The organism is Streptomyces sp. NPDC034103 (assembly GCF_055575395.1).
In genome coordinates, this window is sequence record NZ_JBVISS010000003.1 from 653,009 (window position 1) to 667,483 (window position 14,475).

General features: G+C 71.9%; 12 protein-coding genes, 2 tRNA genes and 1 riboswitch. Of the genes, 10 read left to right on the plus strand and 4 right to left on the minus strand.

Going from position 1 to position 14,475, the window contains the following annotated elements; all coding sequences use genetic code 11:
- Window positions 1-35: 35 nt before the first annotated feature.
- Complete coding sequence (locus ACZ56U_RS09255) at window positions 36-386, minus strand: metallopeptidase family protein (protein WP_391233633.1); 351 nt, start codon at window positions 384-386, stop codon at window positions 36-38.
- 128 nt (window positions 387-514) lie between these two features.
- Between ACZ56U_RS09255 and ACZ56U_RS09260 the strand changes: the two genes are divergently transcribed.
- From ACZ56U_RS09260 to ACZ56U_RS09275, 4 genes are all read left to right on the plus strand, one after another.
- The gene (locus ACZ56U_RS09260; RefSeq protein WP_469083374.1) at window positions 515-1,033 is read left to right on the plus strand and encodes a hypothetical protein; all 519 of its coding nucleotides are present in this window, start codon (window positions 515-517) and stop codon (window positions 1,031-1,033) included.
- A gap of 231 nt (window positions 1,034-1,264) precedes the next feature.
- A complete protein-coding gene (locus ACZ56U_RS09265; protein WP_469083375.1) occupies window positions 1,265-3,409 on the plus strand; it encodes a DEAD/DEAH box helicase in 2,145 nt (714 codons plus the stop codon).
- 123 nt (window positions 3,410-3,532) lie between these two features.
- A complete protein-coding gene (locus ACZ56U_RS09270; protein ID WP_469083376.1) occupies window positions 3,533-5,089 on the plus strand; it encodes an amino acid permease in 1,557 nt (518 codons plus the stop codon).
- 99 nt (window positions 5,090-5,188) lie between these two features.
- Window positions 5,189-5,261, plus strand: a tRNA-Lys gene (locus ACZ56U_RS09275).
- Between the two features lie 87 nt (window positions 5,262-5,348).
- Here ACZ56U_RS09275 and ACZ56U_RS09280 read toward each other — a convergent pair.
- Together ACZ56U_RS09280 and ACZ56U_RS09285 are read right to left on the minus strand one after the other, a co-directional pair.
- Window positions 5,349-5,984 carry a GTP cyclohydrolase II gene (locus tag ACZ56U_RS09280; protein WP_469083377.1) on the minus strand — a complete coding sequence of 212 codons (636 nt, stop codon included), beginning with the start codon at window positions 5,982-5,984 and terminating at the stop codon, window positions 5,349-5,351.
- 150 nt (window positions 5,985-6,134) lie between these two features.
- Window positions 6,135-6,638: a MarR family winged helix-turn-helix transcriptional regulator gene (locus ACZ56U_RS09285; RefSeq protein ID WP_469083378.1), complete on the minus strand. Its 504-nt coding sequence runs from the start codon at window positions 6,636-6,638 to the stop codon at window positions 6,135-6,137.
- 68 nt (window positions 6,639-6,706) lie between these two features.
- Here ACZ56U_RS09285 and ACZ56U_RS09290 point away from each other — a divergent pair, with 68 nt between their 5' ends.
- The 6 genes from ACZ56U_RS09290 (at window position 6,707) to ACZ56U_RS09315 (ending at window position 12,994) form a co-directional block, all read left to right on the plus strand.
- Window positions 6,707-7,822 (plus strand): dihydrofolate reductase family protein, encoded by a 1,116-nt coding sequence (locus ACZ56U_RS09290; protein WP_469083379.1) that lies wholly within the window; start codon window positions 6,707-6,709, stop codon window positions 7,820-7,822.
- A gap of 85 nt (window positions 7,823-7,907) precedes the next feature.
- The gene (locus ACZ56U_RS09295) at window positions 7,908-9,131 is read left to right on the plus strand and encodes an alginate lyase family protein (protein WP_469083380.1); all 1,224 of its coding nucleotides are present in this window, start codon (window positions 7,908-7,910) and stop codon (window positions 9,129-9,131) included.
- Between the two features lie 75 nt (window positions 9,132-9,206).
- Window positions 9,207-9,280, plus strand: a tRNA-Met gene (locus ACZ56U_RS09300).
- A 107-nt stretch (window positions 9,281-9,387) separates the two neighbouring features.
- Window positions 9,388-10,473, plus strand: coding sequence for a PP2C family protein-serine/threonine phosphatase (locus ACZ56U_RS09305; protein ID WP_469083381.1), 1,086 nt, complete (start codon window positions 9,388-9,390; stop codon window positions 10,471-10,473).
- Between the two features lie 233 nt (window positions 10,474-10,706).
- Window positions 10,707-10,864, plus strand: a riboswitch (cyclic di-AMP (ydaO/yuaA leader).
- A gap of 11 nt (window positions 10,865-10,875) precedes the next feature.
- Window positions 10,876-11,925, plus strand: a complete 1,050-nt coding sequence (locus ACZ56U_RS09310; RefSeq protein WP_469083382.1) for a M23 family metallopeptidase — start codon at window positions 10,876-10,878, stop codon at window positions 11,923-11,925.
- A 124-nt stretch (window positions 11,926-12,049) separates the two neighbouring features.
- Window positions 12,050-12,994: an aldo/keto reductase gene (locus tag ACZ56U_RS09315; RefSeq protein ID WP_469083383.1), complete on the plus strand. Its 945-nt coding sequence runs from the start codon at window positions 12,050-12,052 to the stop codon at window positions 12,992-12,994.
- Window positions 12,995-13,068: 74 nt separating this feature from the next.
- Here ACZ56U_RS09315 and ACZ56U_RS09320 read toward each other — a convergent pair whose 3' ends face one another.
- Entirely contained in the window at window positions 13,069-14,382 is a 1,314-nt protein-coding gene (locus ACZ56U_RS09320; RefSeq protein WP_469083384.1) for a PrsW family intramembrane metalloprotease, read from the minus strand.
- Between the last annotated feature and the right edge of the window lie 93 nt (window positions 14,383-14,475).

The following is a 14,475-nucleotide window of genomic DNA, read 5'->3' on the forward strand; positions in this document are numbered from 1 at the left end:
GGGGTCGGTATGCGGGCGCCCGGGGCCCGCCGCGATCAGCCCCAGCCCAGCTCGTGGAGGCGTTCGTCGTCGATGCCGAAGTGGTGGGCGATCTCGTGGATCACGGTCACGGCGACCTCGTGCACCACGTCGTCCTCGGTCTCGCAGAAGCGCAGGGTGGGGCCCATGTAGATCGAGATGCGGTCGGGCAGGACGCCGGCGTACCACTCGCCGCGGTCCGTGAGGGGGGTGCCCTCGTAGAGGCCGAGGAGTTCGGGGTCGTCGGCGGGCGGCTCGTCCTCGACGAACACGGCGACGTTGTCCATGACCCGGGTCAGCTCGGGCGGGATCCGGTCCAGGGCCTGGCTCACGAGTTCTTCGAAGGCTTCGCGCGTCATCTCCAGCACAGGGACATTGTCGGGGACGCGGTGCCCGTAGCGGAGGCGGCCCGGGACGGGGCTCGCGCGTGTCCTCTTGTGGGCGGCGGGAGTTGAACGGGTTGACTCCTCACAACCGCCCTCGGAGGTGGCTGCCCGTGCGCCCCATGTACGTACCTGTCCGTCTGGCCGCCACGGTTCTGGCGGCCGCCGCTGCCGCCGGTTGTATGAGCGTGGGTGACGACGACGGCGGCAAGGACGCCAAGCCGTCGCACTCCACCGGGCAGCGCGGCGGTAAGGCGCCGGACGGCGGCGCGGCGGTGTCGGGCGGGGGCGGCGGGTACGGGGCCGCCGCGGCGGACGGCAAGCACGGCCGGAAGAAGGGCGAGGGCAAGGCGGACGAGTCGGCGTCGCCCTCCGCCTCGGAGTCCGCCGGCGCCCAGGCGTCCCCCACCCCGGGCGGCAAGCCCGGCAAGCCGGACCAGCCGCAGCCGACGCCGACCAAGGCGCAGCCGACCGCGACGAAGACCGCCGAGCCGACCCCCACTCCCACCCCGGAACCCCCCACCCCCACGCCGACGCCGACGGTCGCCGAGCCCTCCTCCTCCGCCCACCCGGACAACCAGCCCCAGCTGGCCCAGCGGGAACCGGCACCCGCGGCGGGGGCGCCCGCGTAGGCGGTCCGGCACCGGTGTGACGTACGTCTAGGGGGGCCGGTTTGCCTTCGGGGGGGATGGGTGCGTATGGTTATAGATCGTTTGATTCATTTGCCCGGCGCCAACGCAGAAGCGCGCCGTGTGGCGCGTTCTCTCCCCTTACCGTGGCTGACCGCATCGAGGCGGTCGTATTGCGAAAACACGGAGTTGACGGGCGCGTGCCGACGAGACTCCGGAAGGTTTCGCATACGCATGTCCATTTCCAGTTCTGATCACGCCGTCATGCCCGAGAACGGCGAGAACGAGATCGTCGAGGAGACCCCCGAGGTCACCTTCGCCACGCTCGGTCTCCCGGAGGGCGTCGTGCGCAAGCTCGCGCAGAACGGCGTGACCGCCCCCTTCCCGATCCAGGCCGCGACCATCCCGGACGCCCTGGCCGGCAAGGACATCCTCGGCCGTGGCCGCACCGGCTCCGGCAAGACCCTCTCCTTCGGTCTGCCGACCCTGGCGCGACTCGCCGGCGGCCGCACCGAGAAGCACAAGCCCCGCGCGATCATCCTCACCCCGACCCGCGAGCTCGCCATGCAGGTGGCGGACGCGCTCCAGCCGTACGGCGACGTCATGGGCCTGAAGATGAAGGTCGTCTGCGGCGGTACGTCGATGGGCAACCAGATCTACGCCCTCGAGCGCGGCGTCGACATCCTCGTCGCCACCCCCGGCCGGCTGCGCGACATCATCAACCGCGGCGCCTGCTCCCTGGAGAACGTCGAGGTCGCCGTCCTCGACGAGGCCGACCAGATGTCCGACCTGGGCTTCCTGCCCGAGGTCACCGAACTGCTCGACCAGATCCCGGGCGGCGGCCAGCGCATGCTGTTCTCGGCCACGATGGAGAACGAGATCTCCACGCTGGTCAAGCGCTACCTGACCAACCCGGTCACGCACGAGGTCGACAGCGCCCAGGGCAACGTCACGACGATGTCCCACCACATCCTCATCGTGAAGCCCAAGGACAAGGCGCCGGTCACCGCCGCGATCGCCGCCCGCAAGGGCCGCACGATCATCTTCGTCCGCACGCAGCTGGGCGCCGACCGTATCGCCGAGCAGCTGTGCGACTCGGGCGTGAAGGCGGACGCGCTGCACGGCGGTATGACGCAGGGCGCCCGTACCCGCGTGCTGGAGGACTTCAAGAAGGGCTACGTCAACGCGCTCGTCGCGACCGACGTGGCCGCGCGTGGCATCCACGTCGACGGCATCGACCTGGTGCTGAACGTCGACCCGGCCGGTGACCACAAGGACTACCTGCACCGCGCGGGCCGCACGGCGCGCGCCGGTCGCACGGGCACGGTCGTCTCCCTGTCGCTGCCGCACCAGCGCCGCCAGATCTTCCGGCTCATGGAGGACGCGGGCGTCGACGCCGGACGGCACATCATCCAGGGCGGCGCCGCCTTCGACCCCGAGGTCGCCGAGATCACCGGCGCCCGGTCGATGACCGAGGTGCAGGCGGAGGCCGCGGGCAACGCGGCCCAGCAGGCCGAGCGTGAGGTCGCCTCCCTGACCAAGCAGCTGGAGCGGGCGCAGCGGCGCGCGACCGAGCTGCGCGAGGAGGCCGACCGTCTCGTGGCCCGGGCCGCCCGTGAGCGCGGTGAGGACCCGGAGGCCGCGGTGGCCGAGGCGCAGGCCGCGGCGGTCGTCGAGGCCGCCGAGGCGTCGGTGCCCGAGCAGTCGCCGGAGCAGGACGGCGACCGGGCCGAGGGCTCGTCGTCGTACGAGCGCCGTGAGCGTCGGGACAACGATCGTGGCGGTTTCCGCCGTGACGAGCGTCGGGACGACCGTGGTGGCCGTTCCTTCGAGCGCCGCGACGACCGTGGTGGCCGTTCCTTCGAGCGTCGGGACAACGACCGTGGCGGCTTCCGTCGCGACGAGCGCCGTGACGACCGTGGTGGCCGCCCCTTCGAGCGCCGGGACGACCGCGGTGGGGTCAACCGTGACCGCGGTGAGCGTGGGTTCGAGCGTCGGGACAACGACCGTGGCGGTTTCCGCCGTGACGAGCGTCGGGACGACCGTGGTGGCCGTTCCTTCGAGCGCCGTGACGACCAGGGCGGCCGTTCCTTCGAGCGTCGGGACAACGACCGTGGCGGTTTCCGTCGCGACGAGCGTCCGGCCGCCGGCCGTTCCTTCGAGCGCCGTGACGAGCGCGGTGGCCACCGGGGCAGCGACCGTCCCTTCAACCGTGACCGCCGCGACGACCGCCCGGGCTTCCGCTCCGGCGGCCACGAGCGCCCCTACGGCCGCCGTGACGACCACCGGGGTGCCGGTACCGGCACCGGCACCGGCACGGGTTCCGGTTCCTCCTTCGGCCGCCGTGACGACAAGCCGCGCTGGAAGCGCAACGGCTGACGGCACGTAGGCACATAGCTCCGCGAAGGGCCCGTACGACTCCGGTCGTACGGGCCCTTCGGCGTTGGTTTTTGGCCATGCTGTGACGTGTGTCACGCCTCCCGTGAGGGAATTGCTGGGGGCATGACAGATGACGCGATAGCGAGCGGGCAGTCCAAGGGCTCATCCGGCCTGTCGGACGAGGAGCGGCTGGCCCAGCTCGGTTACACGCAGGTCCTGGCCCGCCGCATGTCGGCGTTCTCCAACTACGCGGTCTCCTTCACGATCATCTCGGTGCTGTCGGGCTGTCTGACGCTGTACCTGTTCGGGATGAACACCGGGGGCCCGGCGGTGATCACCTGGGGCTGGGTGGCCGTGGGTCTGATGACGCTGTTCGTCGGGCTGTCGATGGCCGAGATCTGCTCGGCCTACCCGACCTCCGCGGGCCTGTACTTCTGGGCCCACAAGCTGGCCCCCGCCCGCACCGCCGCCGCCTGGGCGTGGTTCACGGGCTGGTTCAACGTGCTCGGCCAGGTCGCGGTGACCGCCGGCATCGACTTCGGCGCCGCGTCCTTCCTGGGCGCGTACCTCAACCTCCAGTTCGACTTCGGCGTGACCCCGGGCCGCACGATCCTGCTCTTCGCGGGCATCCTCGTGCTGCACGGGCTGCTGAACACCTTCGGTGTCCGGATCGTCGCGCTCCTCAACAGCGTGAGCGTGTGGTGGCACGTGGTGGGCGTGGCCGTGATCGTCGGCGCGCTGACCTTCGTACCGGACACCCACCAGTCCGCGTCCTTCGTGTTCACCGAGTTCGTCAACAACACGGGCTGGGGGAGCGGGGTCTACGTCGTCGCGCTGGGCCTGCTGATGGCCCAGTACACCTTCACCGGCTATGACGCCTCCGCCCATATGACCGAGGAGACCCACGACGCCTCGACGGCCGGCCCGAAGGGGATCGTGCAGTCGATCTGGACCTCGTGGATCGCCGGATTCGTACTGCTGCTCGGCTTCACCTTCGCCATCCAGTCCTACGACGGGGCGCTGGGGTCCCCGACCGGCGCGCCCCCCGCCCAGATCCTGCTGGACGCCCTCGGCGCGAGTGCCGGCAAGCTGCTGCTGCTCGTCGTGATCGGCGCGCAGCTGTTCTGCGGGATGGCCTCGGTCACGGCCAACAGCCGGATGATCTACGCCTTCTCGCGCGACGGCGCCCTGCCGTTCTCGCACCTCTGGCACACCGTCAGCCCGCGCACCCGGACGCCCGTGGCGGCGGTGTGGCTGGCGGCGCTGAGCGCGCTGGTGCTGGGCCTGCCGTACCTGATCAACGTGACCGCGTACGCGGCGGTGACCTCGATCGCGGTGATCGGGCTCTACATCGCCTACGTCATCCCGACCCTGCTGCGGCTGCGCCGGGGCGAGGCCTTCGAGCGCGGGCCGTGGCACCTGGGCCGCTGGTCGCGGGCGATCGGCGTGGTGTCGGTGGTGTGGGTCGCCGTGATCACGGTCCTCTTCATGCTGCCGCAGGTCTCGCCGGTCACCTGGGAGACCTTCAACTACGCCCCGGTGGCCGTGTTGGTGGTCCTCGGCTTCGCGGCGACCTGGTGGTGGGCGTCGGCCCGGCACTGGTTCCTCAACCCCGCGCACGAGCGGACCCGGGCCCGCGAGGCGGCGCGCAAGGGGGCACCGGAACCGGTCGATCCGTGACCTTTCCGCCCCGTCCCGCCCGTCCGGCGCGGCCGTGTCCCCGATACCCGATCGGAGAGGCGGCCGCGTCCGGCTATGCTCGGGGAGGCAACATCGCCTGGGCCCTTAGCTCAATTGGCAGAGCAGTGGACTTTTAATCCATTGGTTGTGGGTTCGAGTCCCACAGGGCCTACCGCGAGCCCCCGCGTCAGACGGTTCTGAGGCGGGGGCTTCGGTGTGTCCGGGGGGAGGGGAGCCCGCTCCTCGCGCGCCCGCATGGCTAGCCGGCGATCGGTTCCGTCAACTCGCCCAGCGGCAGGGTGTGCTGCGTCTGGAGGACCTTGGCGCGCAGGTAGCGGACATTGTGGGCGGTGGTGAAGACCCCCGTGGGGACCCGGTCGTGGACGTCGATGCCGAGGGCGCGCAACTGGCCCGCCTTGTCGGGGTTGTTGGAGAGCAGGTCCAGCTCGCCGATGCCGAGGGCGTGCAGCATCTGGGCGGCGGCGGTGTAGTCGCGGTCGTCCTCGGGCAGGCCCAGCGCGGTGTTCGCGGCGTAGGTGTCCAGGCCCTGGTCCTGGAGGGCGTAGGCGTCGAGCTTGTTGTACAGGCCGATGCCGCGGCCCTCCTGGCGCAGGTACAACAGGACGCCGCCGCGCTCGGCGATCCGCTCGACCGCCTCGCGCAGCTGGGGGCCGCAGTCGCAGCGCGCGGAGCCGAAGACGTCACCGGTCAGGCACTCGGAGTGCAGCCGCACCAAGGGGCGGGGGCCCGGTTCGCCGAGGACGACAGCCAGGTGCTCCTGGCCGTCGACCAGGCCGTGGAAGGTGACGAGCTCGGCGTCGACGCCGTAGCCGTCCCCGAACCGCAGCGGGACGCGGACGCGGGAGCGGGGGGTGGCGGCGGGGAGGCCGATCATGCGGTTACTCCGGTCCGTGGGGTCCGTAGCCTGCGGAGGCACATATCTGCTTAAGATTTGAAGCATCTCTACGGATCGAGACCCTACCTCATGCTTGAAAGTTGAAGCAATCGGATGGTGGGGTGCCTCAGGAGTGCGCTGGAGCGTGGGTCAGGAGCACGAGGGGGAGGAACGCCGCCGCCACGGCACCTCGTCGCCCGCCGGTTCCTGGAGCCCCGCCACGACCCCCGCGCAGATCTCCTCCAACTGGGCCACCTGCTCCGGGGTGAGCCGGTCGAAGAGCGCGGAGCGGACCGTCTCGACGTGGCCCGGCGCCGTCTCCTCCAGCACCGCCATGCCCTCGTCGGTCAGCACCGCGACGCTCCCGCGCTTGTCCCACGGGCAGCTCTCGCGCCTGAGCAGCCCGTCCTTCTCCAGCCGGGTCACGGCGTACGTCAGCCGCGGGCGCGTGATCTTCAGCCCCTCGGCGAGATCGGTCATGCGCAGCCGCCGCTCCGGCGCCTCGGACAGGAGGGCGAGGATGGAGTAGTAGAGATGGGGCATGCCGGCGTCCTGCTGGAGCTGCCGGTCGATCGCGTCCTCCAGGAGGTGCGTCGCGGCCACGTAGGCGCGCCAGGCGCGCTGCTCCTCGGTGGTGAGCCAGCGGGTCGTCATGCGTCCAGTGTAGGTTTGCTTCAAAATTTAACCAAGCCCGTAGTCCGTCGACCGGAGGAACCGCGCCGATGTCCCACCCGTACGTCCTCCTCTCCGCCGCCGTCTCCCTCGACGGCTACCTCGACGACACCGGCCCCGACCGCCTCCTGCTCTCCAGCCCCGCCGACTTCGACCGCGTCGACGAGGTCCGGGCCTCGGTCGACGCGATCCTGGTCGGCGCCGGCACGATCCGTGCCGACAACCCCCGCCTGCTGGTCAACTCCCCCGAGCGGCGCGCGGCTCGGGTCGCGGCGGGCCGGCCGGAATACCCCCTGAAGGTCACGGTCAGCGGCTCGGGCGACCTGGACCCCGGGGCGAATTTCTGGCACACCGGCGGTGACAAGATCCTCTACACGACAGAGAAGGGCGCCGAGCGGGCCCGCGCCGTCGGTCTCGCCGCCGACGTGGTCAGCCTCGGCACCGAGCTGGACTGGCCCCGGCTCCTGACGGACCTGGCCGGCCGCGGCGTGCGGCGGCTCATGGTCGAGGGTGGCGGCACCATCCACACCCAGCTCCTCCAGCAGGGCCTCGCCGACGAACTCCAGCTGGTCCTCGCCCCCCTCTTCGTCGGCACCCCCGAGGCGCCCCGCCTCTTCGGCCCCGGCGCCTTCCAGCAAGGACGCCTCCGGCTGGTGGAGTCCAGGCGGATCGAGGACGTCGTCCTCATGCGCTACGAGCCCACCGCACCGGGCGGCCCTGCCGCCGACCGCCACTGGCTCCGCCTCGCCTGCGAACTCGCCGCCCTGTGCCCGCCCTCACGGACCGCGTTCAGCGTGGGCGCGGTCGTGGTCGCCGCCGACGGCACCGAGCTCGCGCGCGGGTACTCCCGCGAGGGCGGTGACGAGGTGGTCCACGCCGAGGAGGCGGCCCTGGCCAAGATCGCCGCGGCCGACCCCCGGCTGGCCTCGGCGACGGTGTACAGCAGCCTGGAACCCTGCGCCCGCCGCGCCTCACGCCCCGCCCCCTGCGCCCGGCTGATCCTGGACGCCGGTGTACGCCGGGTCGTGACGGCCTGGCGCGAGCCCGACACGTTCGTGACGGCGGCCGACGGGAGCGGGCTGCTCGCGGCACAGGGTGTGGAGGTCGTCCTGCTCCCGGAGTTCGAGGAACGGGCCAAGGCGCCCAACCTCCCCCTGCTGAGCTGACAGGAAACGGCGGGAGGCGGGGCCCTGACGACCGATCAGCCCAACATCTCCTGCGCGCCGCCCGCGGCAGGGTGACGCTGCCTGCATGAGGTCAGCCCGAATCCGTGCCGCCGCCGTGCTCCTGCTCGTCCCCCTCCTCGCCACCGCCTGCGGGAGCACCGGGGCGGGGACCCGCACCATGGCCCGCGCCCTGCCCCCGGACACGGAGTTCACCCACCCCGGGGTCCTCGTCAGCGACGCCCAGTTGGACGCCGTACGCACGCACGTTGCCGCGGGGAAGCAGCCGTGGCTGACGGCGTACCTGGAGATGCGGGACAGCAAGTACGGGGCGTACAGGTACCGGCCCGAGCCGTACGCGAGTGTCGACTGTCCCGGCGGGGACCACACCGACCGGCCCGCGCACGGGTGCGTGCAGGAGCGCGAGGACGCCATCGCCGCCTACACGCAGGCGCTGCTCTTCCGGGTCACCGGCAAGCAGCGGCACGCCGTCAAGGCGCGGGAGATCATGGACGCCTGGTCGGCGAGGATGCGGCGGCACACCGAGGAGGACGCGGGGCTGCAGACCGGATGGGCCGGGGGGACCTGGGCGCGGGCGGCGGAGATCGTGGCGCACAGTCCGGGCGCGGGGTGGCCCGAGGAACGGGTCGAGCGGTTCCGGACCATGCTGCGCAGCGCGTATCTGCCGACCGTCACCCGCAAGGTTCCCGCCCACAACGGCAACTGGGACCTCGTCATGACCGACGCGGCCATCGGCATCGCAGTCCTCCTCGACGACCACCAGGCCTTCGACCACGCCCTGGAGCGCTTCCGGGAGCGCGTGCCCGCCTACTTCTACCTGGAGGAGGACGGCCAGGTGCCGCTCACGCCCAAGGGGGCGGGCGTGAACACACCCGCCAAGCTGACGGCGTACTGGTTCGGGCAGAAGACGTACAAGGACGGCGTCTCGCAGGAGACCTGCCGCAACCTCAAGCACGTCGGCTACTCGATCGCCGCCACCGCCCACATCGCCGAGACCGCCTGGCACCAGGGCGTCGACCTCTACGGCGAGGTCGAGGACCGGCTGAAGGCGGCGCTCGACCTCCACGCCCGGTACCAGGCCGGCCAGCCCGCGCCCGCGTGGCTGTGCGGCGGCAAGGTGGAGCGGACCATGGGCCCGGACCTGGAGGTGGCCCTCAACCACCTGGAGAACCGCCTCGACGTCTTTGTCCCGGCCGCCCACCGGCTCGCCGAGGAGACCCGTCCCGCGGGCACCGATGACCTCTTCGTCTCCTGGGAGACCCTCACCCACGCGGGCAACCCCGGCAGCTGAAAACGCAGGTCAGTGGCGCCGCGGCCCTACCGTGGTGCTGAGCGTCCCGCGGATGGCGTATGCTGGTTTCAACGACGCGGGGTGGAGCAGCTCGGTAGCTCGCTGGGCTCATAACCCAGAGGTCGCAGGTTCAAATCCTGTCCCCGCTACTGAAGGCCCAGGGCCGGAGTCCAGTTCATGGACTCCGGCCCTGAGCGTTTCCCCCGGTCGGGCCACACCGCTCGCCGCCCCGCCCGGCTCCGGGAAACCTGGGGGCGTGGACCAGGAGGCGGAGGAGGGGCGGCACATCTCCGCCCTCTTGCGGATGCTGCCCGCCGTACTGATCGCCGGCGGGATCCTCTACGACCTCCTGACCCCCCGCGCGTTCACCGCGATCCCCTTCTTCACCGCCGCCCCGCTGGTCGCCGCGCCCCTGTACCCGCTGCTCGGCACCGTGGCCACCGGGGCCGTGGCGCTGGTCGCCGCCTTCGCCGTGCATCTGCGCTACGGCCTCCAGGTGGACGCGGACGCCCTCACCGAGGTGCTCACCGTGGCCACCGTCGCCGTGCTGGCCACCGTCCTCAACCGGGTGGTGCACCGCGGCGACCAACGGCTCGCCTCACAGCGCGAGATCGCCGAGGCCGCCCAACGGGCCGTGCTGCCCGGCCCCGCCGACCGGATCGCCGGCTTCGACATCGCGGTGCGCTACGAGGCGGCGCAGCAGGACGCCTTCATCGGCGGGGACCTGTACGCCGTCCAGGACAGCCCCCACGGGGTACGGCTGGTGGTGGGGGACGTGCGCGGCAAGGGCATGGGCGCGGTGGCGGCCGTCGCCGTCGTCATCGGGGCGTTCCGGGAGGCCGCCGAGCAGGAGGCGGGCCTGGAGGCGGTCGCGCGGCGGCTGGAGCGGGCGCTGGCCCGGGAGGGGACCCGGCGCGAGGGGCTGGACGCCTTCGAGGGGTTCACCACCGTCGTCCTCGCCGAACTGCCCCACGGTGACGGGCTGGTCCGGATCCTCAACCGCGGCCATCCGCCGCCGCTGCTGCTGTGTCCCGACGGCACCGTGCGGTCGCTGCCCGCCGCCGAGGCCGCGCTGCCGCTCGGGATGGGCGAGTTGGGGACCTGGCCGGACCGCGCCGAGGAGGTCGCCTTCCCGGTCGGGGCGACGCTGCTGCTGTACACCGACGGGCTCTCCGAGGCCCGGGACCGGCACGGGGAGTTCTACGACCCGGCGGCGCGGCTCGCGGGACGCGCCTTCCGCGATCCGGGGGCGCTGCTGTCCGCGCTCGCGGCGGAGGTGCGCCGGCACACCGGGGGTGCCCTGACGGACGACATGGCGCTGCTCGCCGTACGCCGACCGTGACATGGTCACATCCGGTGACCGGTCGGGCGCCCTCCGCATGGCGACTGACGTGCCGTCAACGCCGGTGGACCTGCTGAGGCGTGGTCAACTCGCCCGATTTTCACCGCTCATAGGTCTGTACGTCCTGGCGAGAAAGGTTAATGATCAAGCGGAACAGCTTGGAATCCACACCCCGGGTCTATTAACGTTCGATAACGCAGCGCGGTCGTCCCAGCCGTCACAAGAGACGGCTCCGTGCTCACGCGCTTAATCCCGCAAGGGAGCCGGGGAACCACCACCCTGGGGTGAATCGTGCGAACGCCGCCGTGGCACCACGGTCGGTATACGCGCGTAGGAGACCTTCCTGCTCCGAACCCGTCAGCTAACCCGGTAGGCGAGAAGGAAGGAAAGGAGTACGCCCACGTGGCGTCGAACCCGCCTGCCCCCGAGGCCCCGTACGTGCCGAGCCAGCGCAGCACCGATGCCTTCGGCCACGGCAGCTACCACCACGACGAGGGTCCGCAGGACGTCTGGAATCCCACCGAGGACTCCGTCCGACCGGCACGCGGAAAGCACCGGGTCACCAAGCAGCGCAGCGGCGGATTCGCCCGCAGCTCCACCGTCCTGGGCGTAGGCGTCATAGCCGCCGTCGGCGGGGCAGGCATGGCCAGCGCCAACACCGGCAAGCCGCCGGTCTCCCTCTCGATGCCGGACCTGCCGTTCGTGTCGGGCGGGGAGGAGGCGCCGCAGGGCTCGGCCACCGTGCTGAGCGACCTCGCCGCGGCCCCCACGGCCGCCCCCACGGCCACCACGGACGCGATCCAGGCCTCCACCACCTCCGGCGCCGGCGAGTCGCTGCGCAACCGGATCATGGCGCAGGCCGAGAGCCAGCAGACCCAGGTCGCCGACAGGGCACAGCTCGCCACCCAGACCGCCCTCGCCGACGAGGCCGCCAAGGCCGAGGCCGCCGCGCTGAAGAAGGCCGCGGACGACGCCGCCGAGGCGAAGAAGAAGGCGGAGGCGGACGCCGAGAAGGCCGCCGAGGCCAAGCGTCTGGCCGAGCTGGCCAAGCAGTACACGCTGCCGACCTCCTCGTACACCATCACCTCCACCTATATGCAGGCCGGCTCCCTGTGGTCCTCCGGCTACCACACGGGTCTCGACTTCGCCGCTCCCACCGGCTCGCTCATCAAGGCGGTCCACAGCGGCACCATCACGCAGGCGGGCTGGGACGGCTCGTACGGCTACAAGACCGTCCTCACCCTCGACGACGGCACCGAGGTGTGGTTCGCCCACCAGTCCTCGATCAGCGTGAGCGTGGGGCAGAAGGTCGCCACCGGTGACGTGATCGGGCGCGTGGGCGCGACCGGCAACGTCACGGGCGCGCACCTGCACCTGGAGGTCCACCCCGGCGGTTCGTCCGGCGGCATCGACCCGATGGCGTGGCTGCGCAGCAAGGGGCTCACGCCCTGAGGCTCCACCCTTCCTGAGCACCGGCGGCCCTGACGCACACCCCCCGACGTCAGGGCCGCCGGTTTTGCGTTTGCTTTGCGGCCGTCGCGGAAGAGCGCCCCGCCCGCGGGCGTTGACCCTGCACATGACTTCTCTTCGCAAGCTGGGCACGTCCGACCTCGAGGTCTTCCCGCTCTCCCTCGGCGGCAACGTCTTCGGCTGGACCGCCGACGAGGCGCAGTCCTTCGCCGTCCTGGACGCCTACACGGCCGCGGGCGGCAACTTCGTGGACACCGCCGACTCCTACTCGGCGTGGGCCGACGGCAACGCCGGCGGCGAGTCCGAGACCATCATCGGCAACTGGGTCAGGGCCCGCGGCAACCGCGACGACCTCGTGATCGCCACCAAGGTCAGCCAGCACCCCGACTTCCAGGGCCTGACCGCGGCCAACATCAAGGCCGCCGCGGACGCCTCGCTGAGCCGCCTCGGCACCGACCACATCGACCTCTACTACACCCACTTCGACAAGCCCGAGGTGCCGGTCGAGGAGATCATCGGCGCGCTCGACGAGCTGGTGAAGGCGGGCAAGGTACGCCACATCGCCGCCTCCAACATCTCCGCCGAGCGCCTGGCGGCCTCCCTCGCCTTCTCCGAGCGCGAGGGCCTGGCGCGGTACGTGGCGCTCCAGCCGCACTACAACCTGGTCTCGCGCGACACGTACGAGGGTGAGCTCCAGGACCTGGCCGAGCGCGCCGGGCTGGCCGCGGTGCCGTACTTCGCGCTGGCCGCCGGGTTCCTCACCGGCAAGTACCGCGACGGTGAGGTGGTGGAGGGCGCCCGTGCCGCCGGCGCCGGCAAGCACCTCCAGACCGAACGGGGCCGCAAGGTCCTCGCCGCCCTCGACGACATCGCCGAGGCCCACCGGGTGCCCGTCGCCACGGTCGCCCTCGCGTGGCTGGCCGCCCAGCCGACGGTGACCGCGCCGATCGCCTCCGCGCGGACGGTGGAGCAGCTGCCGGCCCTGCTGAAGGTGGCGGACGTCACGCTGACGGACGACGAGGTGAAGGCCCTGACCACGGCGTCCGCCTAGGACTTGGTGGCGGGGCCGGTGCGGCGGGAGGGCGTGCCGGGCGTCGCGCCGGGGGAGCGTCGCCGGCCGCGGCCCTAGGTTCGGTACGGGTTGTACCCGGGGTACTGCACCGCCGGGTACCCGTGCACGGGCCACTGGGCCGGCGGGACGGGAGCGGGGACCGGCGCCGCCGTCATCCGGGCCGCGTGGTCCAGGGCCGGGCGTGCCGCCTCCCGCCGGACCCACAGCTCGTGCAGCAACTCCCGCTCCCGTACGACGAAGTCGGCGTTGGCCCGGCCGCGGCGCCCCCGATGGCGCAGGAACGCCAGGGATGTCGCGTACGCCTCGTACTGCGCCACCGCCCGCGCCGCCGCCTTCCCCGCGTGGGCGCGCGCGTACTGGCGGGCGATACGGCGGGCCCGCATCGAGCTGAGCGCGAAGGGCTCGGCGGGGGTGAGCCAGCCGGCCGCGGCGTAGGCGGGGAGCTCCTCGCGCACGGTGCGCAGCTCGCGCTGCCGGGTCCAGATGACGAGCCAGGTCAGCAACCCGAACGCGGGAAGCATGAAGGCGGCGTACACCGCGAAGAAGCCGTACTCGCCGAAGGTCGAGGAGCCGTTCCACACGGCGTGCATGCCCATCGCGAGCAGCAGGCCGGACAGGGGCAGGAGCACCCGGCGCACATGGTGGCGGTCCGCGGACAGCGCGGCGATGCCGAATCCGATGCCGGTGAGCACGGTGAACAGCGGGTGCGCGAACGGTGACATGATGACGCGGACGAAGAACGTCGCCGCGGTGACCGAGGCGATGCCGCTGTCGCCGGTGAGCTGGTCGGTGCCGAAGGCGGTGCCGAGGTAGAGGATGTTCTCGGTGAACGCGAAGCCGGTGGCGGTGACCCCGGCTATCACCACCCCGTCGACGATCCCGGTGAAGTCCCGTCTGCGGAACAGGAAGACCAGCAGCACGGCCGCGGCCTTGGCGGTCTCCTCGACGATCGGCGCTATGACGGTCGCGCCCAGGGTGTCGGCGCTGGAGGGGTCCGCGGTCGCCGTCGCTATCCAGCGGGTCGCGAAGCTGTTGGCGACGATCGCTATCAGCGCCGCCGCGCAGGCGCCCCAGGAGAAGGCGAACAGCAGATTGCGCCACGGCCCCGGCTCCACCCGGTCCAGCCAGCGGAAGGCCGCCATCAGCAGCGGCACGGGCAGGATCGCGAGCCCGAGCCCGACCAGGAAGCCCTCGGTGCCGGTCTGTTCGCGCACCAGAGCGAGGATGACGAGCCCGGAGAGCGCGAGCAGGGTGACGAGCGCGCCGTAACGCACCCCCTTGCGCTGCCACCAGTGCGCGTGCCGCAGCGCACCACCGCCGGGGGGACCGGTGGGGTGGTGCGTCCGGTACGGGGGAAAGGTGGTCACGGCATCGACCCTAACGAGTCAGGGGCGCCGCCCGCAGGAGGGCCGAGAGGGTCTCCGGCGCCGGTGGGGGGTGGTCGTCGCGCGGTTGTCGCT